Genomic DNA, 20,510 nt, shown 5'->3' with positions numbered 1-20,510 from the left:
ACTGGTTCGCGGCTGCGCCGGGAGCGGTCGTAGTCTTCGGCTGTGCTGATGCGGATGTCGACCCTGTTCGTGCGGACCCTGCGGGAGGACCCCTCCGACGCCGAGGTCCCGAGCCACCGGCTGCTCCTGCGGGCCGGCTACATCCGTCGCGCCGCGCCGGGCATCTACACCTGGCTGCCGCTCGGCCTCGCCGTGCTGCGCAAGATCGAGGGCATCATCCGCGACGAGATGAACGGCATCGGCGCGCAGGAGGTGTCCTTCCCCGCGCTGCTCCCGCGCGAGCCCTACGAGGCGACCAACCGGTGGACCGAGTACGGCGACGGCATCTTCCGGCTCAAGGACCGCAAGGACGCCGACTACCTGCTCGGTCCCACGCACGAGGAGATGTTCACCCTCCTGGTCAAGGACATGTACAGCTCCTACAAGGACCTGCCGCTGAGCCTCTACCAGATCCAGACCAAGTACCGCGACGAGGCGCGTCCGCGTGCGGGCCTGCTGCGCGGTCGCGAGTTCACGATGAAGGACTCCTACTCCTTCGACGTCGACGACGCGGGCCTGGAGACGTCGTACCAGAAGCACCGCGAGGCCTACGTCCGGGTCTTCGACCGGCTCGGCTTCGACTACGCCATCGTCAAGGCGACCGCCGGCGCGATGGGCGGCTCGAAGTCGGAGGAGTTCCTCGCCAAGGCCGAGGTCGGCGAGGACACCTACGTCCGTTGCACCAGCTGCGACTACGCCGCCAACGTCGAGGCCGTCCAGGTCCGCCCGCCCGCGCCCACGTCGTACGACGCCGTGCCGGCCGCCCACGCCGAGGCGACCCCCGACACCCCGACCATCGACACGCTCGTCGGCCACCTCAACGCGGCGTTCCCCCGCGAGGACCGGCCCTGGACCGCCGGCGACACGCTCAAGAACGTGCTCGTCGTGCTCAAGCACCCCGACGGCACCCGCGAGCCGCTCGCCATCGGCCTGCCCGGCGACCGCGAGGTCGATCAGAAGCGGCTCGAGGGCCAGCTCGAGCCGATCGAGGTCGAGGCCATGGACGAGGCCGAGCTCGCCAAACACCCGGCGCTGGTCAAGGGCTACATCGGGCCCGGCGTGCTCGGCGAGGAGAGCACCTCCGGCATCCGCTACCTGCTCGACCCGCGCGTCGCCGAGGGCACCCGCTGGGTCACCGGCGCCGACGTCGCGGGGTCCCACGTGATCGACCTGGTCGCCGGCCGCGACTTCACCGCCGACGGCACGATCGAGGCCGCCGAGGTCCGCGACGGCGACGCCTGTCCCAACTGCGACTCCGGCACCCTCGAGTCCGCGCGCGGCATCGAGATGGGCCACGTGTTCCAGCTGGGCCGCAAGTACGCCGAGTCCCTCGACCTCAAGGTCCTCGACGAGAACGGCAAGCTGGTCACGGTCACGATGGGCTCCTACGGCATCGGAGTGACCCGCGCCGTCGCCGCCATCGCCGAGAACACCCTCGACGAGATCGGCCTGTGCTGGCCGCGCCACGTCGCCCCTGCCGACGTCCACGTCGTCGCCGCTGGCAAGGACGAGGCGGTCTTCGCCGCGGCCGAGGAGCTCGTCGCCGGGCTCACCGCCGCCGGCCTCGACGTCATCTACGACGACCGCGCGGGCAAGATCAGCCCCGGAGTGAAGTTCAAGGACGCCGAGCTGATCGGCGTCCCGACGATCGTCACCGTCGGCCGGGGCGTCGCCGACGGTGTGATCGAGGTCAAGGACCGGCGCACGGGGGAGCGGAACGACGTTGCCGTCGCCGACGCGGTCGCCCACCTGGTCGGACTCGCCTGAGCATGGAGCGGATCACCTGCCCGGTCCTCGCCACCCGGCGCGCGACGGCGGAGGAGGCGGCGGCGCACATCCGTCCCGGGAACGCGGTCGGGATGAGCGGGTTCACCGGTGCCGGCTATCCCAAGGCGGTGCCGGGGGCACTGGCCGCCCGGATCGACGCGGCACACGCGCGCGGCGAGGACTTCCAGGTCTCGCTGTGGACCGGCGCCTCGACGGCGCCGGAGCTCGACGGCGCCCTGGCGGGCGTGGACGGCCTCGCCAAGCGTCTGCCGTACAACAGCGACCCGACCCTGCGTCGCCTGATCAACGACGGCAAGGTCGACTACGTCGACACCCACCTGAGCCACTCCGCGCAACAGGCATGGTTCGGGTTCTACGGCGACCTCGACGTCGCCGTCGTCGAGGTCGCCGCGGTCCTGCCCAACGGCCTGCTCGTCCCGAGCAGCTCGGTCGGCAACAACAAGACCTGGCTCGAGCGCGCGAACAAGGTGATCCTCGAGGTCAACCACTGGCAGCCGCGCGAGTTCGAGGGCTTCCACGACGTCTACTACGGCGCCGCGCTGCCGCCGCACCGGATCCCGATCCAGCTCACGCACGCCATGCAGCGGATCGGCGACCCCTACCTCCGCGTCGACCCCGCGAAGGTCGTGGCCATCGTCGAGACCGATGCGCCCGACCGCAACGCTCCTTTCGACCCGCCCGACGCGTCCTCGCAGCGGATGGCCGGCCTGCTCGTCGACTTCCTGCGTCACGAGGTCAAGCAGGGCCGGCTGCCGGCGTCGCTCCTGCCGCTGCAGTCGGGGGTCGGCAACGTCGCCAACGCGGTGATGGAGGGTCTCCTCACCAGCGAGTTCGAGGAGATGACCGCGTTCACCGAGGTCATCCAGGACGGGCTTCTCGACCTGCTCGACGCCGGCAAGCTGAGCGCGGTGTCCGCGACCTCCTTCGGGCTCTCGCCGGACGGGGTGCGACGCTTCCTCGCCAACCCGGGGTCCTACAAGGGCCGGATCCTGCTGCGCAGCCAGGAGATCTCCAACCACCCCGAGCTGGTGCGCCGGCTCGGCGTCATCGCGATCAACGGGATGATCGAGGCCGACATCTACGGCAACGTCAACTCCACGCACATCATGGGCTCCTCGATCATGAACGGCATCGGGGGCAGCGGCGACTTCGCGCGCAACGCCTACCTCAACTTCTTCGTCTCCGACTCGCTGGCCAAGGACGGCGCGATCTCGTCGATCGTGCCGATGGTCAGCCACGTCGACCACACCGAGCACGACGTCCAGGTGCTGGTGACCGAGCAGGGGCTCGCCGATCTCCGCGGTCTCTCGCCCTCGGACCGCGCCACCCGGATCATCGACCGCTGCGCGCACCCGGACTACCGCGACCGGCTCCGCGACTACGTCGCCCGCGCGCGGGCGGCGCGCCCGCACGCCCAGCACACGCCACACCTGCTCGACGAGGCGCTCGGCTGGCACGCGAACTACGTGCGCGACGGCAGGATGTGACCATGGCGGTCGACGCGGTGATCTTCGACTGGGGCGGCACCCTCACCGCCTGGCACGACATCGACTTCCATGCGGAGTCGCTGGCCCTCGCCCAGGCCGTGCTGACCACCCCCGACACCTCGGACGACCACCACGCCCACGCCGCCCGCCTGCACGAGGCCGGCAGCGTGATCTGGGGCCGCAGCCGCGACCACCAGCGCAGCGCGACCATCGGCGACCTGTTCGACGCGGCCGGGCTCGACCACGATCCCGACCTGCTCGACGCCTACTACGCGTTCTGGGAGCCGCACACGCTCACCGATCCGGAGGTCGCGCCGCTGTTCGGGTGGCTGCGGGCCGAGGGGATCAAGGTCGGCGTGCTGTCGAACACCATCTGGCCGCGCGCCTGGCACTGCGGGTTCTTCGAGCGCGACGGGGTCCTCGACCTGATCGACGGCGACGTCTACACCAGCGAGATCCCCTGGACGAAGCCCTCGCCCGACGCCTTCCGCGTCGCCATGGAGGCCGTCGGCGTCACCGACCCCGCCGGCTGCGTCTACGTCGGCGACCGGCTCTTCGACGACGTCTGGGGCGCCCAGAACGCCGGCCTGCGCGCCATCCACGTCCCGCACAGCACGATCCCGGCCGACCAGGTCGGTCACACCGAGGGCGAGCCCGACGCCGTCGCCCGGCGCCTCGCCGACATCCCCGGCCTGCTCGCCTCCTGGCGCTGACGGGTGCTGACGGGTGCTGACGTACCCGTCGGTGCGCGTCCCGGCCCGCCGTGCACCCGCTCGACGGGCCTCGCTGCGACCCCGGGCGAGGGCGGCCTTGTCTGCAGGTTTATGCAGTGCACATTTATGAGGATCGCGATGGCGGGCCCTGGTACCCGTTCTGCTGCATGATTGTGCACACGGCGATCGGTGAGCCCCACCTCTCCCAGTCGTCAGATGACCGTTGTCCCCGGTCACCAGCGGTTCGCGGCCCCGACTTCGGGGGACGTCTCGGGAGTTCCCCGGATGTCGGAGGTCGCGAGCCGCTGGCGTTTTTACCGGCCCGCTGCACTGCGAGGAACGAGCAGTGCAGCGGATCAGCCGGGAAGATCGAGTAGCGCCGCGACCGAGGAACGAGGTCGCGAGGCGCGTATCGAGATCTGCAGCGGATCGGCCGGGAAGGTCGAGGAGGGCCGCGGCTGAGGGACGAAGCCGCGACGGCCGTATCGAGACCTCGTGCGGCACGCGAAGCAGAGTCCCGGCAGCATCGTGAGGCTTCTCGATACGCGGCTCGCCGCTGCTCGACGAACGTGGGGCGCGGGCTGCTCGACGAGCCCGGGAGGTCACAGACCGGGCAGCGGGTCCGGTCGGGCACCGAAGGCGACGGCGCGCACGGCGGCGTCGATGCACGCGTCGATCGCCCATGCGCGGGCATCGGCGTTCGTGTTGGCCACGAGGTAGGCGTAGGTCGTGGCCGCCGACTCCTCGAGCTCCTGGGCGCGCGCCCGGACGGCGGCGGGCGTACCGAGGTCGGCGGGCAGGCCGTAGCCGGGCTCGGCGGCGACCGGATCGGCGCCGGCGGCGGTGAGGCGGGCGGTGAGCTCGTCGCGGCGAGAGCGGTGGGTGGTGTACGCCGAGGTGACGGCGTCGTAGAGCACGGGTGATCCGGACCGGGAGGTCTGCCCGCCGAGGGCGCCGTAGACGAAGACGGCGGCGTGCTCGGCGGCCAGGGTGGTCTGCAGGGCGGCGACGGCGGGCCCGGTGTCACCTGCGGCCGCGGGCAGCGAAGCGGGCGCCGACGTGTTGCGGCCGACCAGGGCCTGGCCCAGGGCGGCGGCCATCGAGGCCAGCACCTGGGCGAGGCCTCCGCTGTCGGCCTTCCGGGCGGCGTCGACGAGCTGCTGCTGCAGGGCCCCCTCGGCGCTGAGCAGCGCCTGCGGGTCCGCCGGCGCGACCGCGCCGGGTGCGGCGGACGCCACGGTGCCGCCGAGCTCGGTCGCGTGGATCCGGTGGATCCGGGCCAGCCGGGCGGCGGCCCGGTGCCCGGGGTCGGCGGCGGCGGTCGCGGCAGCGAGCCCGCCGGTGGTGGAGATCTCGGCGAGCACGCCCTCGACGAGGGCGCTGTCGGCGTCGGCCGGGGGAGCGGTCGGTGTGACCGCGCCCGACACGCCCGGGTCGTCGTCGGAGCCGAGGACGTCGTCGAGGACGTCGCAGCCGCTCAGGGCCAGCGTGGCGACGCCGATCCCGCCGCCGAGGACGAGCCGTCGTGAGACGGGGCGGGGGCGGACGGGCACCCGGCGACCCTATCTGGCCGGGGCGGGCGGGTATCGTGTGCCTCGCACAGCCACAACAGGACACGGGGAGACTCGCCATGGGTACTCATTCCGCTCAGGGAGCGACAGTAGAGCGGATCGAGCACGTCCTCGTCGCTCCGCTCGCCGCGCTGGGCCTCGACCTCGAGGCCGTGGAGCTCACCCCGGCCGGGAAGCGCCGCGTGCTGCGGATCGCCGTCGACACCGACGGCGGGCTCACGCTCGACGACGTCGCATCCGCGACCAAGGTGATCGACCGGGTCCTGGAGGACGACGGCCCCGACGGGGGCGCGAAGGCCCTCGGCGCGCTGCCGTACACGCTGGAGGTCACCTCCCGCGGCGTGGACCGGCCGCTCACGCTGCCGCGCCACTGGCGCCGCAACGAGGGCCGCCTGGTGAAGGTGTCGCTCGCTGACGACGTGACCGTGACCGGCCGGATCGGCGCCTCGGACGACGAGGGCGTGGACCTCGAGGTCGAGGGCGCGCAGCGGCGGGTCGCGTACACGGAGGTCCGCAAGGCGCTGGTGCAGATCGAGTTCAACCGCAAGGACAGCAACGACACGATGGTCGACCCGATGGACGACCCGATGGACAAGGACGCCGACTGATGGACATCGACCTCAGCATCCTCCGGACGCTGGAGCGCGAGAAGGAGATCAAGTTCGACGTCCTCGTCGAGGCGATCGAGCAGGCGCTGCTCACGGCGTACCACAAGACCGAGGGCTCGGTCCCGCAGGCGCGGGTCGAGCTCAACCGCAAGACCGGGCACGTCACCGTGCTGGCCGCCGAGATCGACGCCGAGGGCAACAAGGTCGGCGAGTTCGACGACACGCCGGACGGCTTCGGCCGGATCGCCGCGACGACCGCGAAGCAGATCATGCTGCAGCGGCTGCGCGACGCCGAGGACGAGATCAAGTTCGGTGAGTTCTCCGGCAAGGAGGGCGACATCATCTCCGGGGTCATCCAGCAGGGCCGCAACCCCGACGACGTGCTGGTCGACCTCGGCCGGATCGAGGCGCAGCTGCCCGCCAGCGAGCGCGTCCCGGGTGAGGACTACCGCCACGGCACCCGGATCAAGTGCCTGGTCGTCTCGGTCCGCAAGGGCATGCGCGGCCCGCAGGTCACCCTGTCCCGCTCGCACCCGAGCCTGGTCAAGAAGCTGTTCGCGCTCGAGGTCCCCGAGATCGCCGACGGCACCGTCGAGATCGCGGCGATCGCCCGCGAGGCCGGTCACCGCACCAAGATCGCGGTGAAGTCGACCGTTTCGGGCGTCAACGCCAAGGGTGCCTGCATCGGCCCGATGGGCCAGCGGGTCCGCAACGTGATGGCCGAGCTCGGCGGCGAGAAGATCGACATCGTCGACTGGTCCGACGACCCCGCCCGGCTGGTGGCCAACGCGCTCTCGCCGGCCCAGGTCCAGTCGGTCACCGTGGTCGACGCCGCTGCCCGCTCGGCGCGGGTGGTCGTGCCCGACTTCCAGCTCTCCCTCGCGATCGGCAAGGAGGGCCAGAACGCCCGCCTCGCCGCCCGCCTCACCGGTTGGCGCATCGACATCCACTCCGACGAAGAGGCCTGAGCCAGGTCAGGCACGGGCCGGCGGGCCGGCGGGCCGGGCCCGTGCTGCCCGCCGTGGCGACGTACGGACAGACCGACCAGTGCGTCCGGTGTGACTGGGATCGCCCCCGGAGCCGGTGCCGGTTCGGCTTCCCAGCCATCCAAGCGGTAGAGTTCATCTCTGGTGGCACACCGACCGAATTCCCCTGCACGCCCAGACGTCGTCCCGTTGACCGGGCCCGTCCGGACCTGCATCGGCTGCCGGGCACGCGCCACCAAGAGCGAGTTGTTGCGGGTGACCGCCGGCTCGGGATCCGACGGCCGGCCGGCCGTCGTCCCCGATCCTGGTGGCACCGCGCCGGGACGGGGAGCACACCTGCACCCCACGACCGGTTGCTACGACCTCGCGGTACGACGGAAGGCCTTCTCCCGTGCGCTCCGGATCGCTCCGGGCGCGGGTGGGCTCTCCAGCGTGCCGGTGGGGGAGTACGTCGCCGACCTGGCCGCGACAGCTCGGACCGATCCGACCGACAGAGACTGGAGCAACAGCTCATGAGCACTCGATGAGTACCTCGCGATGAGCCAGTTCGTTCTGCACCACCCACCAACGGTCTGAGATCCACCCCGGGTCTGGGCCAGAAGGAGAACCGTGGCCAAGACCCGAGTTTCCGAACTCGCGAAGCAGTACGGCATCAAGAGCGCCGACGCGCTCAAGATGCTCAGTGACATTGGAGAGTTCGCCAAGACGGCGTCCTCGAGCATCGAGCTCCCCGCCGTGAAGAAGTTCGAGGCGACCTACGGGGCCGAGCTGCTCGCCAAGATGAAGCCCGCCGGCGACTCTGCGGGCGAGGCTGCCAAGCCCGCTCCCAAGGCGCCGGCGAAGAAGGCTGCTGCCGCGCCCGCGCCCGAGGCGCCCGCCGCTGCCGCGCCGGCTCCCGCCGCCGAGGCTCCGGCCGCCGTGGCTCCCGTGGCCGAGGCTCCCGCCGCTGCCGCGCCCAAGCCGGGCGGCCCCCGCCCGGGCCCGCGTCCCGGTCCCAAGGCCCCCGCCGCCCCCGAGGCGCCGGTGGTCGAGGAGAAGCCCGCCGCCGCCGCGGCTCCGGTTGCTCCCGAGGCCCCCGAGGCTCCGGCCGCCCCGGCTGCTCCGGCTGCCAAGCCCGGCGCGCCCAAGCCCCCGACGCCCAAGGCCCCGGCCCCGGCGCCGCGTCCGGTCGGCAAGCCCGGTGGCACGCCGCGTCCCGGCAACAACCCGTTCGCGCCCAGCCAGGGCATGGGCCGTCGTCCCGCTCCGCCGCCGCGCGAGGGTGAGGCCGGTCCCGCCGGCCCGCGTCCGCCGGCCGGCGCCGGTGGCGGTGGCCGTCCCGGCATGCCGCGTCCCAACCCGGCGATGATGCCGAAGTCCGCTGGTGCCTTCGGGCAGGGCGGCCCCGGCGGTCGCGGTCCGGGCGGTCCGGGCCGTCCCGGCCCCGGTGGCCGTGGTCCGGGTGGTCCCGGTCGCGCTGGTGCTCCGGGGCGTCCCGGCGCCGGCGCAGGTGCCGGTGCCCCCGGCGGTCGCGGTCCCGGTGGCTTCGGCCCCGGTGGCGGCGGTCGTCCCGGTGGCGGCGGTCGTCCCGGCCAGCGTGGCCAGACCCAGGGTGCCTTCGGCCGCCCGGGCGGTCCCGCGCGCCGCGGTCGCAAGTCGAAGCGGGCGCGTCGCCAGGAGTTCGAGGCCATGGAGGCCCCGACGATCGGCGGCATGCGGGTCCGCAAGGGCAACGGTGAGACGGTCCGTCTCGCCCGGGGCTCCTCGCTGACCGACTTCGCCGAGAAGATCGGCGTCGACGCCGCCTCGCTCGTCCAGATGCTCTTCCACCTCGGCGAGATGGTCACGGCCACCCAGTCGGTGGGCGACGAGACGCTGGAGCTGCTCGGCGACGAGCTCAACTACGTCGTCGAGGTCGTCTCCCCGGAGGACGAGGACCGCGAGCTGCTCGAGTCGTTCGACATCGAGTTCGGCGCCGACGAGGGCGGCGAGGACGACCTGGTCGTCCGCCCGCCGGTCGTGACCGTGATGGGTCACGTCGACCACGGAAAGACCAAGCTCCTCGACGCGCTCCGCGACGCCAACGTGGTGGCCGGCGAGGCCGGTGGCATCACCCAGCACATCGGTGCCTACCAGGTCCACACCGAGGTCGACGGCAATGACCGTCGGATCACCTTCATCGACACCCCGGGTCACGAGGCCTTCACCTCGATGCGTGCTCGTGGTGCCCAGGCGACCGACATCGCGGTGCTCGTGGTCGCGGCCGACGACGGCGTCATGCCGCAGACGGTCGAGGCGCTCAACCACGCCAAGGCGGCCAACGTGCCGATCGTGGTGGCGGTCAACAAGATCGACAAGGAGGCGGCCGACCCGACCAAGGTCCGCGGCCAGCTCTCCGAGTACGGCCTGGTTCCCGAGGAGTACGGCGGCGACGCGATGTTCGTCGACGTCTCGGCCAAGGCCGGGCTCAACCTCGACAAGCTGCTCGAGGCGATCGTGCTCACCGCCGACGCGTCGCTCGACCTGCGGGCCAACCCGGTCCAGGACGCTCAGGGTCTGGTCATCGAGGCACACCTCGACCGTGGCCGTGGACCGGTCGCGACCGTCCTCGTCCAGCGCGGAACCCTGCGCGTCGGCGACTCGATCGTCGCCGGTCCGGCCCACGGTCGCGTGCGTGCCATGCTCGACGAGCACGGCAACGAGCTGACCGAGGCCGACCCGGCCCGGCCCGCGATGGTTCTCGGCCTCTCGTCCGTCCCGGGCGCCGGCCAGAACTTCCTCGTGGTCGAGGACGACCGGATGGCCCGCCAGATCGCGGAGAAGCGTGAGGCGCGCGAGCGGGCGGCCATGCAGGCCAAGCGCCGCGTGCGTCGTACCCTCGAGGACTTCATGGCCTCCATGGAGAAGGGCGAGAGCCAGGAGCTCAACCTCATCCTCAAGGGCGACGTGTCCGGTTCGGTCGAGGCCCTCGAGGACGCCCTCGCCCAGATCGACGTGGGCGAGGAGGTCAGCCTGCGGGTCATCGACCGCGGTGTCGGTGCGATCACCGAGACCAACGTCGACCTCGCTGCCGCCTCCGACGCGATCATCATCGGCTTCAACGTCCGCCCGCAGGGCAAGGCGGGTCAGATGGCCGAGAAGGAAGGCGTCGAGATCCGCTACTACTCGGTCATCTACCAGGCGATCGAGGAGATCGAGGCGGCCCTCAAGGGCATGCTCAAGCCGGAGTACGAGGAGCACGCTCTCGGCCAGGCGGAGATCCGGGCGATCTTCCGCTCGTCCAAGATCGGCAACATCGCCGGTTGCATGGTCACCGGTGGAGTCATCCGCCGCAACGCCAAGGTCCGCGTCCTGCGCGACGGCGCCGTGGTGGCCGACAACCTCGACCTCGCCTCGCTCAAGCGGGAGAAGGACGATGCGGCCGAGGTCCGGGAAGGCTTCGAGTGCGGTCTCGTGCTCAAGAACTTCCAGGACATCAAGGAGGGCGACATCGTCGAGGCCTTCGAGATGCGGGAGATCCCGCGCGCCTGACGCGCACCAGCATCACCGTGCGGTGCCGCCCGTCCCCTCGAGGGGCGGGCGGCGCCGCCGTTCTACCGAGCTGAACTGATAGGAACAGACCATGGCCAGCCCGCGGGTACGCAAGATCGCCGACCGGATCCAGGTGATCGTCGCCGAGATGCTCGAGCGTCGGATCAAGGACCCGCGTCTCGGCTTCGTCACCGTCACCGAGGTACGCCTCACCGGGGACGCGCAGAACGCGACCATCTACTACACGGTGCTGGGCGAGGACGCCGACCAGCAGGCCACCGCTACGGCGCTGGAGTCGGCCAAGGGCCTGCTCCGCTCCGAGGTCGGCAAGCAGCTCGGCATGCGGCACGTCCCTTCGCTCGCCTTCGAGCTCGACGCCGTCCCCGAGACCGCGCGCCACCTCGACGAGGTGCTGGCCCGGGCCCGGGAGGCCGACGCCGCCGTCGCCGCCGCTCGCGAGGGCGCGCAGCCGGCCGGCGAGGCCGACCCGTACAAGAAGCCGCGCGAGGTCGTCGACGAAGAGGCCGAGGACGCGTAGTGGCCACCCCCGCCGTGCCGTCGGGCCTGGTCGTCGTCGACAAGCCCGCCGGCATGACGTCGCACGCCGTCGTGTCCCGGGTACGCCGGGCCGTCGGCACCCGCAAGGTCGGCCACGCCGGCACCCTGGACCCGATGGCGACCGGGGTGCTGGTGCTCGGCGTCGAGCGCGCCACCCGGCTGCTCGGCCACCTGATGCTGACCGAGAAGGCGTACGACACCACGGTGCGCCTCGGCGCGTCGACCACCACCGACGACGCCGAGGGTGAGGTCGTCGCCGCCACCCCGGCCGGCCACCTGCTGCCCGAGGCCGTCGTGGCCGCGTTCGAGACCCAGGTCGGCGAGATCCTCCAGGTGCCCACGGCCGTCAGCGCGATCAAGGTCGACGGCAAGCGCGCCTACCAGCGGGTGCGCGACGGCGAGCAGGTCGAGCTCAAGGCCCGGCCCGTGACCGTCCACGCGCTGACCGTCCACGACCAGCGGGTCGAGGGGGACTTCCTCGACGTCGACATCACCGTGCACTGCTCCAGCGGCACCTACATCCGGGCCATCGCGCGTGACGTGGGCGCCGCACTGGGCGTGGGCGGACACCTCACCGCGCTGCGGCGTACCGCCGTCGGGCCGTTCACCCTCGACGGCGCGGTCACCGACCTCGAGCAGGTGAGCGTCACCCCGCTCGCCGACGCGGCCCGGGCGAGCTTCCCGGCGATCGACCTCGACGCCGACCAGGCGCAGGCCGTCCGCTACGGCCGTCCGCTCCCGCTCGCGATCGACACGCTGACCGGCGTGTTCGCCCCCGACGGCGAGTTCCTCGCGCTCTACCGACCCGAGGGCGGAGCGGCGCGCCCGGCGGCCGTCTTCGTCGGCTGATCGACGATGTGGGAGAGTTGCCGCCGTGCGAGTGTGGCGTGACCTCTCCGACGTGCCCGGCGACCTCGGTCGCACCGTGGCGACGATCGGGAACTTCGACGGCATGCACCTGGGCCACCAGCACGTCGTACGACGGGCGCGCGAGGTGGCGGGCGAGGTCGGTGTCGACACGGCGATCGACGGCGTCGTCGCGGTGACCTTCGACCCGCACCCGATCGCGGTGCTGCGCCCCGAGCACGCCCCGCCGACGCTGACCACGATCGAGCAGCGGCTGCGCCTGCTGGGCCAGGCGGGGGTCGACGAGGTTCTGGTCATCCCGTTCTCCCGCGACGTCGCGGCCTGGACGCCGGAGGAGTTCATCGACCGGATCCTGGTCGACACGCTCCACGTGAAGGCCGTGGTCGTCGGCGCGAACTTCCGCTTCGGCAACCGCGCGGCCGGTGACTGCAACCTGCTGCGCAGCGCGGGGCTGGAGCATGACTTCGGGGTCGAGGAGGTCAGCCTCGACGGTGGACCGCAGGTGTGGTCCTCGACCTACGTCCGGACCTGCCTCGCCGCCGGCGACGTCACCGGTGCGGCCGAGGCGCTCGGCCGGGTCTTCACGGTCACCGGCACCGTCATCGAGGGCGACAAGCGCGGCCGTGAGCTCGGCTTCCCGACCGCGAACGTCCCGGTCCGCCCGGGAGCGGCGGCGCCGGCCGACGGCGTCTACGCCGGGCGGCTGACGATGCTCGACGGGCCGGACGCCGAGACGTCGTACCCCGCGGCGATCAGCGTGGGCACCAACCCGACCTTCGCCGGCGAGCGTGAGCGCCGCGTCGAGTCCTACGTGCTCGACCGCACCGACCTCGACCTGTACGGCCGTGAGGTCGAGGTCGCGTTCATCGAGCGGCTGCGCGGCATGGTCCGCTTCGACTCGATCGACGACCTCCTTCTCGCCATGGCCGACGACGTCGACCGGGCCCGGGCGATCCTCGCCGACTGACGGGCCGGACGTGACGGGCGCGCACGACGACCTCGCCGCCGCCGAGCGGTGGTTCGTCGACCACGGGCTGCCCTACTTCGTCGATGCCTACCGTGCCGACGTCGCGCGCGGGCTGCGCCGGGCCCGTCTCGTCCCTGCCCTGACCGCGGCCGGCGTGGTCGCCCTCGTGGCCGGGCTGGTCACCGGTCCCTGGCTGGGCCTGGCCTCCGCGCTGGGCGCCGCACTGACGGCGTTCGGGGTGGTCGTCGCGGTCTACGCCGTCGCGGTGCTGCGCGCCTGGCTGATCGTGGGCTGGGCGATCCGGCGGACCTTCCGCTCGATGGGGTTGATGCTGCCCCTCGTCACCCGGGCGCTGCCGCTGCTGCTGCTGTTCATCACCTTCTTGTTCATCAACACCGAGGTGTGGCAGGTCGCGGCGAGCCTCGACGGTGGCGTGCTCTGGGTCGCGGTCCTGCTCTTCGCGGCGATCGCCGTCGGGTTCTTGCTGACCCGGCTGCCCGAGGAGCTCGACGACGTCGACGACGAGGTCGAGGCGCAGCAGCTGATCGAGGCCTGCACCGGCACCCCGCTCGAGCCCGCGGCGCGTCGGATCGCCGCGCGGGTCGACAAGGTCGGTGCCGTGCACGCCGAGGTGGGCGGGCTGCAGAAGGCCAACCTGGTGCTCGTCCTGCTCGTCGCGCAGGCGGTGCAGGTGCTGCTGCTGGCGCTCGCGGTCTTCGCCTTCTTCATCGTGTTCGGGCTGGTCGCGATGGAGCCCGAGGTGCTCGAGCTCTGGCTCGCGCACCCGGTGCACGCCCTGGACGGTCCGGCCGGGCAGCTGTTCGGCGAGCGGCTCAGCGTCGAGCTGCTCCGGGTCTCGACCTTCCTGGCCGCGTTCAGCGGGCTCTACTTCACGGTGTACGCCGTCACCGACGAGCTCTACCGCCGCCAGTTCTTCTCCGTGGTCATCCGCGAGCTGGAGCGGGCGGTGAGTGCCCGGGTGGCCTACCGCTCGCTGCGCGACGAGGACCTGGCATGACCCCGGTCCCGGTGGTCGTCGTCTGCGACGCCGAGACCGACGACGCCATCGCGATCCTGCTCGCCGCGCTGGACCCCGGCCTCGACCTGCTCGGTGTCTCGACGGCGAGCAGGCAGGAGGCGGCCGAGGTCCGGGCGTTGGTCGCGAGCGGTGGTGTCGACGTCGCCGTGCACGCCGGCGTCGACGGGCTGGTCGCCGCCGTGCGGGATGCGGCCGAGCCGGTCACGCTGGTGACCACCGGGCCGCTGACGAACCTCGCCGCGGCGCTGGCCGCCGACCCGTCGCTCCCGCGTGCGGTGCGCCGGTTGGTCGTCCTCGGTGGAACCCACCGCGAACCCGGCGTCACGCCGTACGCCGACCGGAACGTGTGGGCCGACCCGCAGGCCGCGGCCGACGTCCTCGCGGCCCCCTTCCGCGACGTGCTGCTGGTGACTGCCGACGCGACCGCCTCCGTTGCCCTGGACGGTGCCGACCTGGCCCGGCTGCGCGCTCTCGGCACCCCGGCGGCCCGCGCCGCCGCCGACCTGGCTGCCGCCCGGCTCGACCGCGGCGCGCGCGTCCACGACCCGCTCGCGGTGGCGGCCGTCCGCGAGCCGGGCCTGCTCACCACGCTGCGGGCGGCGGTCCGGGTGGAATGCACCGACCCGACGACGTACGGCGCCACCCGGTTCGCCGCCGAGGTCGACGAGCGGCGCGGGCGGATGTCGGTGGCCGTCGGTGCGGACAAGGCGCGCTACGTCGAGGTTCTCGTCGCGGCCCTCGGCCCGTCCTGACACCGGGCGCGACCACGACCACGGGGTCGACGTCGGCCCCGCGAGCTCCCCGCGCCTCAGTACCCCGTTGGGACGCGCTGCTCAGTCGTCGATCCGTCCGCGCAGCTGCTTGGTCTGTCCCCGGCGACGCTTCGCGTCGAGCCGCCGCTCCTTCGAGCCCCGGGTCGGCTTCGTGGCGCGGCGCGTCGGCGGAGGTGGGGCGAGCAGCTCACGCACCCGGGCGGCGAGGCGCTCCCGGGCGGCGACCCGGTTGCGGTGCTGCGAGCGGTGTTCGTGGGCGACGACGCTGATCGGCCCGGCCACGCGGGCGAGCAGCCGGGTGCGCTGGGCCTCGGTGAGGACGGTCGAAGCCGCCGGGTCCCAGACCAGCTCGACCCGGCTGTCGGTGGTGTTGACCGACTGCCCGCCCGGACCGGGGGAGCGCGAGAACCTCTCGACCAGCTCGGTGTCGGGGATGAGCAGCCCGGCCGGCAGGCCCGGGCCGGGCGGAACGCTGAGATCGTTCAGGGCCATCTCACACGAGACCGAGGACTGTCACGTGACCGTGACCGGCACGCCGGACAAGGCCGCGTTGCCCGACACGTCCAGCCGGTCGGCGTCGGTCAGGTCGTTGATCGACACCCCGGCGACGCCGGCCGCGACGGCCAGCCGGGCGCCGGTGCGGCCGTGCCCGTAGCCGTGGGGGAGCGAGACCACGCCCGGCATCACGTCCTCGGTGGCTGCCACCTCGACCCTCACCTCACCGACGCGTGAGCGCACGGTGACGAGCGCGCCGTCGCTCAGTCCCCGGGAGGCGAGGTCGGTCGGGTGCATGAGCAGCTGGTGCCGGGCCCGGCCACGGGTCAGCCGGTCGGTGTTGTGCATCCACGAGTTGCAGTCACGCTGGTGGCGGCGGCCGATGAGCAGCAGCTCCCCGTCGCGGGGCAGCGCGCGCTGCCGCAGCCGGGCGACGTCCTGGGCCACCAGCGCGGGCAACGCGTCGATCCGGCCGCTGCGGGTGCGCAGGCGGCCCGGCAGCTGGCCCGCCCGCAGCGGACCGAGGTCGACCCCCTCGGGGTGCCGGCGCAGCTCGGTCAGCGTCGTCTGCGAACGCCCGGACCGCAGCAGCATCCCGATCAGGAAGGTGGGACTCATCCGCATCCGTGCCTCGGTCGCGATCCGCCGCTTCAGCGGCGGCTTGCGGCGCCGTCGGCGGGTCACCCGCAGGTAGAGGTCGCGGAAGATCTCCCAGTCGTGCCGCTGGTCGCGCTTCTTCGCGAACACGGCCGGCGTGAAGCGCGCCGTGTTGCGCACCGCCAGCAGGTGGAACACGAGGTCGTAGTGGTCCCGCTCGAGCAGCGTCGTCGGCGGCAGCACCACGTCGGCGTGCCGGGTCGTCTCGTTGAGGTAGATGTCGATCGCTGCGTAGAAGTCGAGCCCCTGGATCGCCCGGTCCAGGGAGGCTCCGTCGGGTGTCGACAGCACCGGGTTGCCGGCGACGGTGAGCAGCGCCCGGACCTGGCCCTCGCCCGGCGTCTCGATCTCCTCGCGCAGCACCGCGACCGGCAGCTCGCCGCCGAACTCGGGCACCTGCCGGACCCGCGAGCGGTACCGGTCGTGATGGCCGCGCCCGATCAGCCCGCGCCCGACCGCGTCGATCGCCGGGTTGGTCAGCAGCGCGCCGCCCTCGCGGTCGAGGTTGCCGGTGACCAGGTTGATCATCTGGACCGCCCACTGGCAGAGCGTCCCGAACTCCTGGGTCGACACCCCGATCCGTCCGTACGCCGCCGCGCCGTCCGCGGCGGCGAAGTCCCGTGCGATCCGGCGGATCTCACCGGCCGGAACCCCGCTCGCCTGCTCGGCGAGCTCGGGAGGGAAGCCCGCCACCAGCTCCTCGACACCCGCCAGCCCGTCGACGTACGCCGGCGGCCGGGTCAACCCCTCCGCGAACAGCACGTGCAGCAGCGCGAGCAGCACCCAGGCGTCGGTGCCGGGCCGGACGAAGTGGTGCTCGTCGGCCACCTTCGCGGTCTCGGTGCGCCGCGGGTCGAGGACCACCATCCGGCCGCCGCGGGCGCGCAGCTCGCGCAGCCGGCCGGGGAAGTCCGGGACCGTCATCAGCGAGCCGTTGGACGCCATCGGGTTGGCGCCGAGCACCAGGAAGTAGGACGTGCGGTCGATGTCGGGCACCGGCAGCAGCAGCTGGTGGCCGTAGAGCAGGTAGCCCAGGACCTGGTGGGGGAGCTGGTCGACCGAGGTCGCGCTGAACTTGTTGCGCGTGCGGAACGACTGCGCCAGCGCGACGCCATGGGTCATCGAGCCGAGGCTGTGCACGTTGGGGTTGCCGAGGTAGATCGCCAGCGCGTCCTCGCCGTGCTCGTTGACGGCCCGCGCGAGCCCGTCGGCGACCAGGTCGAGCGCCTCGTCCCAGCCGATCTCCTCCCAGCGCGCGTCGTCGCCGCGGCCGATGCGTCGTACCGGACGGCGCAGGCGGTCCGGGTCGGCGTGGACATCACCGATCGCCACGCCCTTCGGACAGACGTGCCCGCGCGAGAGCGGGTCGTCGGGATTGCCGCGGACGCCGGTCACGGACCCGTCCTCGATGGTCAGCAGCAGGCCACAGGTGGCCTCGCACAGGTTGCACACGCCCACCCGCTGTTCGGCCCGTCGCGTCTCCACCTCGGCATCGTCGCACAGCGATTCGGACCGGCGTCACGTCCGCTGTTAGCCTTGTGCGGTTGCCGTCAGAACGGCCGCGGACCAAGAGAGCTCCAGGATTTCAGGCTGGGGCGCCGCGCAACGAGCGAACAAGGAGTTCCCATGGCAGTCGGTACCGACGCTGAGACCAAGAAGAAGATCATCGCTGAGTACGCCACGACCGAGGGTGACACCGGTTCGCCCGAGGTGCAGATCGCGCTGCTCTCGCACCGCATCAGCCACCTGACCGAGCACCTCAAGAAGCACAAGCACGACCACCACAGCCGTCGTGGCCTGCTCCTGCTCGTCGGCCAGCGCCGCCGTCTTCTCAACTACCTGAAGAAGACCGAGATCGAGCGCTACCGCTCGATTGTCGAGCGCCTCGGCCTGCGCCGCTGATCTCCGCCGCCCGGCGGAGCGTCTCCGGCGTTGCGGGCCCTCGACGGCCCGCTTCGCTTGAAGGCCGCCTTCGGGCCCGCGCCTTGGAGCCGCACGCGCCGGGCGACGGAGATACTCGAGAACGGGTGACCCCTCCGGGTCGCCCGTTCTGCTTTTTCCCTGCCGATCGATAAAGTGGCAGGCGTCATTCAAGTCCGATTCCGCGGGGCAGCGCGTCCCGCACCGCACGAACAAGAGAAAACATTGACTGAACCCGTCATCTCCGAGGTCGAGACCGTTCTCGACAACGGCAAGTTCGGCACCCGCACCATCAAGTTCGAGACGGGCGTCCTCGCCCGCCAGGCCGCCGGTTCGGTGAGCGCCTACCTCGACGGCGACACCATGCTGCTGTCGGCCACGACCGCCGGCAAGCACCCGAAGGACCACTTCGACTTCTTCCCGCTGACCATCGACGTCGAGGAGCGGATGTACGCCGCGGGCCGCATCCCCGGCTCGTTCTTCCGTTCCGAGGGTCGCCCGGGCGAGGACGCGATCCTCGCCTGCCGCCTCATCGACCGTCCGCTGCGCCCGACCTTCAAGAAGGGCCTGCGCAACGAGGTCCAGGTCGTCATCACCGTGATGGCGCTCAACCCCGACACGCCGTACGACGTGCTCGCGATCAACGCCGCGTCGCTGTCCACCCAGCTCTCCGGCCTGCCCTTCAGCGGCCCGGTCGGCGCCACCCGCGTCGCCCTCATCGAGGGCCAGTGGGTCGCGTTCCCGACCCACAGCCAGCTGGAGAAGGCCGTGTTCGACATGGTCGTCGCCGGCCGGGTCACCGAGACCGGTGACGTCGCGATCATGATGGTCGAGGCCGAGGCCACCGAGGAGACCATCGAGCTGGTCCGCGGCGGCGCCCAGGCCCCGACCGAGGAGGTCGTCGCCGGCGGTCTCGAGGCCGCCAAGCCGTTCATCAAGCAGCTGGTCGAGGCCCAGGTCGAGCTCGCCAACGTGGCCGCCAAGCCGGTCCAGGAGTTCCCGATCTTCCTCGACTACGAGGACGACGTCTACGCCGCCGTCGAGGCCGCCACCAAGGACGACCTGCTCGCCGCGATGACCATCGGTGACAAGCAGGAGCGCGAGGCGCGCACCGACGAGCTGAAGGCCGGCCTCCTCGAGAAGCTCGCCGGACAGTTCGAGGGTCGCGAGAAGGAGATCGGCGCGGCCTTCCGCTCGGTCAACAAGCAGGTCGTGCGCGAGCGCGTGCTGCGCGACAAGATCCGCATCGACGGTCGCGGCCTCGCCGACATCCGTCCGCTGCACGCCGAGGTCGACGTGATCCCGCGTGTCCACGGCTCCGCGCTGTTCGAGCGTGGCGAGACCCAGATCCTGGGTGTCACGACCCTCGACATGCTCAAGATGGAGCAGCAGATCGACACGCTGTCGCCGGAGAGCCACCGGCGCTACATGCACAAGTACATCTTCCCGCCGTTCTCCACCGGCGAGACCGGTCGCGTCGGCTCTCCGAAGCGCCGCGAGGTCGGCCACGGCGCGCTCGCGCGGCGTGCGCTGCTGCCCGTGCTCCCGAGCCGCGAGGAGTTCCCCTACGCGATCCGCCAGCTCTCCGAGGCCATGGGCTCCAACGGCTCCACCTCGATGGGCTCGGTCTGCGCCTCGACCCTGTCGCTGCTGCAGGCCGGTGTGCCGCTCAAGGCGCCGGTCGCCGGCATCGCCATGGGCCTCATCTCGGGCGAGATCGACGGCAAGACCGAGTACGTCGCGCTGACCGACATCCTCGGTGCCGAGGACGCGTTCGGCGACATGGACTTCAAGGTCGCCGGCACCAAGGAGTTCGTCACCGCGCTCCAGCTCGACACCAAGCTCGACGGCATCCCGGCCGAGGTCCTCGCCGCGGCGCTGACCCAGGCCCGCGACGCCCGCCTGACGATCCTCGAGGTCATGGGCGAGGCGATCGACGCCCCCGAGGAGATGTCGGTCCACGCCCCGCGGATCATCACCGTCAAGGTGCCCGTCGACAAGATCGGCGAGGTCATCGGGCCCAAGGGCAAGGTCATCAACCAGCTGCAGGACGACACCGGCGCCTCGATCTCGATCGAGGACGACGGCACGGTCTACATCGGTGCGACCAACGGCGAGGCGGCCGAGGCGGCCCGGGCCGCGATCAACGCGATCGCGAACCCGACCATGCCCGAGGTCGGCGAGCGCTACCTCGGCACGGTCGTCAAGACGACCAACTTCGGTGCCTTCATCGCTCTCATGCCCGGCAAGGACGGCCTGCTGCACATCAGCAAGCTGCGTGGCCTCGCCGGTGGCAAGCGCGTGGAGAACGTCGAGGACGTCGTCGCGGTGGGCCAGAAGCTGCAGGTCGAGATCGCCGAGATCGACGACCGCGGCAAGCTGTCCCTCATCCCCGTGGTCGACGAGGCGGACGCCGCCGAGTCGACCGAGGGCGAGGAGTCTGACTCCGAGTGAGCATCACCAGCTCCACGACGGCCGGGCCCCCCGGCGGCGGGCGGCGCGGGGGCGGGGGACGGGGGGGGGGGGGGGGGC

17 protein-coding genes are annotated in these 20,510 nt (G+C 72.1%); 14 read left to right on the top strand and 3 right to left on the bottom strand.

From position 1 onward, the window contains the following. Nucleotides 1-54: 54 nt before the first annotated feature. Genes KU893_RS01820 through KU893_RS01810 form a run of 3 tightly spaced genes read left to right on the top strand, consistent with a single transcriptional unit; the run spans nucleotide 55 to nucleotide 4,027 of the window. Entirely contained in the window at nucleotides 55-1,806 is a 1,752-nt protein-coding gene (locus KU893_RS01820) for a proline--tRNA ligase (RefSeq protein ID WP_246591645.1), read from the top strand. 2 nt (nucleotides 1,807-1,808) lie between these two features. Beyond that, a complete protein-coding gene (gene scpC / locus KU893_RS01815) occupies nucleotides 1,809-3,314 on the top strand; it encodes a succinyl-CoA:acetate CoA-transferase ScpC (RefSeq protein WP_218232610.1) in 1,506 nt (501 codons plus the stop codon). Between the two features lie 2 nt (nucleotides 3,315-3,316). Further along, on the top strand, nucleotides 3,317-4,027 hold the full coding sequence (locus KU893_RS01810) for an HAD family hydrolase (RefSeq protein ID WP_218232609.1): 711 nt from the start codon (nucleotides 3,317-3,319) through the stop codon (nucleotides 4,025-4,027). A gap of 602 nt (nucleotides 4,028-4,629) precedes the next feature. On the opposite strand, the gene KU893_RS23445 is transcribed toward KU893_RS01810, so the two are convergent. After that, on the bottom strand, nucleotides 4,630-5,580 hold the full coding sequence (locus tag KU893_RS23445; RefSeq protein ID WP_218232608.1) for a ferritin-like domain-containing protein: 951 nt from the start codon (nucleotides 5,578-5,580) through the stop codon (nucleotides 4,630-4,632). Nucleotides 5,581-5,657: 77 nt separating this feature from the next. Between KU893_RS23445 and rimP the strand changes: the two genes are divergently transcribed. From rimP to KU893_RS01760, 9 genes are all read left to right on the top strand, one after another. Beyond that, complete coding sequence (rimP, locus tag KU893_RS01800) at nucleotides 5,658-6,206, top strand: ribosome maturation factor RimP (RefSeq protein WP_218232607.1); 549 nt, start codon at nucleotides 5,658-5,660, stop codon at nucleotides 6,204-6,206. Beyond that, a complete protein-coding gene (gene nusA / locus KU893_RS01795) occupies nucleotides 6,206-7,174 on the top strand; it encodes a transcription termination factor NusA (RefSeq protein WP_218232606.1) in 969 nt (322 codons plus the stop codon). Before rimP ends, nusA begins: the two co-directional genes overlap by 1 nt. Before the next feature lie 207 nt (nucleotides 7,175-7,381). Further along, on the top strand, nucleotides 7,382-7,708 hold the full coding sequence (locus KU893_RS01790) for a YlxR family protein (protein ID WP_218232605.1): 327 nt from the start codon (nucleotides 7,382-7,384) through the stop codon (nucleotides 7,706-7,708). 93 nt (nucleotides 7,709-7,801) lie between these two features. Next, nucleotides 7,802-10,702 (top strand): translation initiation factor IF-2, encoded by a 2,901-nt coding sequence (gene infB, locus KU893_RS01785; protein ID WP_218232604.1) that lies wholly within the window; start codon nucleotides 7,802-7,804, stop codon nucleotides 10,700-10,702. Nucleotides 10,703-10,793: 91 nt separating this feature from the next. Further along, nucleotides 10,794-11,240 (top strand): 30S ribosome-binding factor RbfA, encoded by a 447-nt coding sequence (gene rbfA / locus KU893_RS01780; RefSeq protein WP_218232603.1) that lies wholly within the window; start codon nucleotides 10,794-10,796, stop codon nucleotides 11,238-11,240. Continuing rightward, a complete protein-coding gene (gene truB, locus KU893_RS01775; RefSeq protein WP_257441001.1) occupies nucleotides 11,240-12,109 on the top strand; it encodes a tRNA pseudouridine(55) synthase TruB in 870 nt (289 codons plus the stop codon). Before rbfA ends, truB begins: the two co-directional genes overlap by 1 nt. Before the next feature lie 25 nt (nucleotides 12,110-12,134). Continuing rightward, nucleotides 12,135-13,094: a bifunctional riboflavin kinase/FAD synthetase gene (locus tag KU893_RS01770; RefSeq protein ID WP_218232602.1), complete on the top strand. Its 960-nt coding sequence runs from the start codon at nucleotides 12,135-12,137 to the stop codon at nucleotides 13,092-13,094. Between the two features lie 10 nt (nucleotides 13,095-13,104). Then, nucleotides 13,105-14,112 carry a hypothetical protein gene (locus KU893_RS01765; RefSeq protein WP_218232601.1) on the top strand — a complete coding sequence of 336 codons (1,008 nt, stop codon included), beginning with the start codon at nucleotides 13,105-13,107 and terminating at the stop codon, nucleotides 14,110-14,112. Next, complete coding sequence (locus KU893_RS01760) at nucleotides 14,109-14,885, top strand: nucleoside hydrolase (RefSeq protein WP_218232600.1); 777 nt, start codon at nucleotides 14,109-14,111, stop codon at nucleotides 14,883-14,885. Before KU893_RS01765 ends, KU893_RS01760 begins: the two co-directional genes overlap by 4 nt. A gap of 81 nt (nucleotides 14,886-14,966) precedes the next feature. Here KU893_RS01760 and arfB read toward each other — a convergent pair whose 3' ends face one another. Both arfB and KU893_RS01750 read right to left on the bottom strand, forming a co-directional pair. Continuing rightward, nucleotides 14,967-15,398 (bottom strand): alternative ribosome rescue aminoacyl-tRNA hydrolase ArfB, encoded by a 432-nt coding sequence (arfB, locus tag KU893_RS01755; RefSeq protein WP_218232599.1) that lies wholly within the window; start codon nucleotides 15,396-15,398, stop codon nucleotides 14,967-14,969. A gap of 21 nt (nucleotides 15,399-15,419) precedes the next feature. Continuing rightward, nucleotides 15,420-17,543: a molybdopterin-dependent oxidoreductase gene (locus KU893_RS01750; protein ID WP_257441003.1), complete on the bottom strand. Its 2,124-nt coding sequence runs from the start codon at nucleotides 17,541-17,543 to the stop codon at nucleotides 15,420-15,422. Between the two features lie 141 nt (nucleotides 17,544-17,684). On the opposite strand from KU893_RS01750, the gene rpsO reads away from it, so the two are divergent. Further along, nucleotides 17,685-17,960, top strand: a complete 276-nt coding sequence (rpsO, locus tag KU893_RS01745; protein WP_107776975.1) for a 30S ribosomal protein S15 — start codon at nucleotides 17,685-17,687, stop codon at nucleotides 17,958-17,960. A 243-nt stretch (nucleotides 17,961-18,203) separates the two neighbouring features. After that, the gene (locus tag KU893_RS01740; protein ID WP_218232598.1) at nucleotides 18,204-20,432 is read left to right on the top strand and encodes a polyribonucleotide nucleotidyltransferase; all 2,229 of its coding nucleotides are present in this window, start codon (nucleotides 18,204-18,206) and stop codon (nucleotides 20,430-20,432) included. Nucleotides 20,433-20,510: the final 78 nt, after the last annotated feature.

The sequence above is a fragment of the Nocardioides daeguensis genome (assembly GCF_019192965.1).
GTDB classification, from domain to species: Bacteria; Actinomycetota; Actinomycetes; order Propionibacteriales; family Nocardioidaceae; genus Nocardioides; species Nocardioides daeguensis.
Note: the sequence above shows the minus strand (reverse complement) of the source record. Positions and strands in the feature narration are given on the sequence as shown.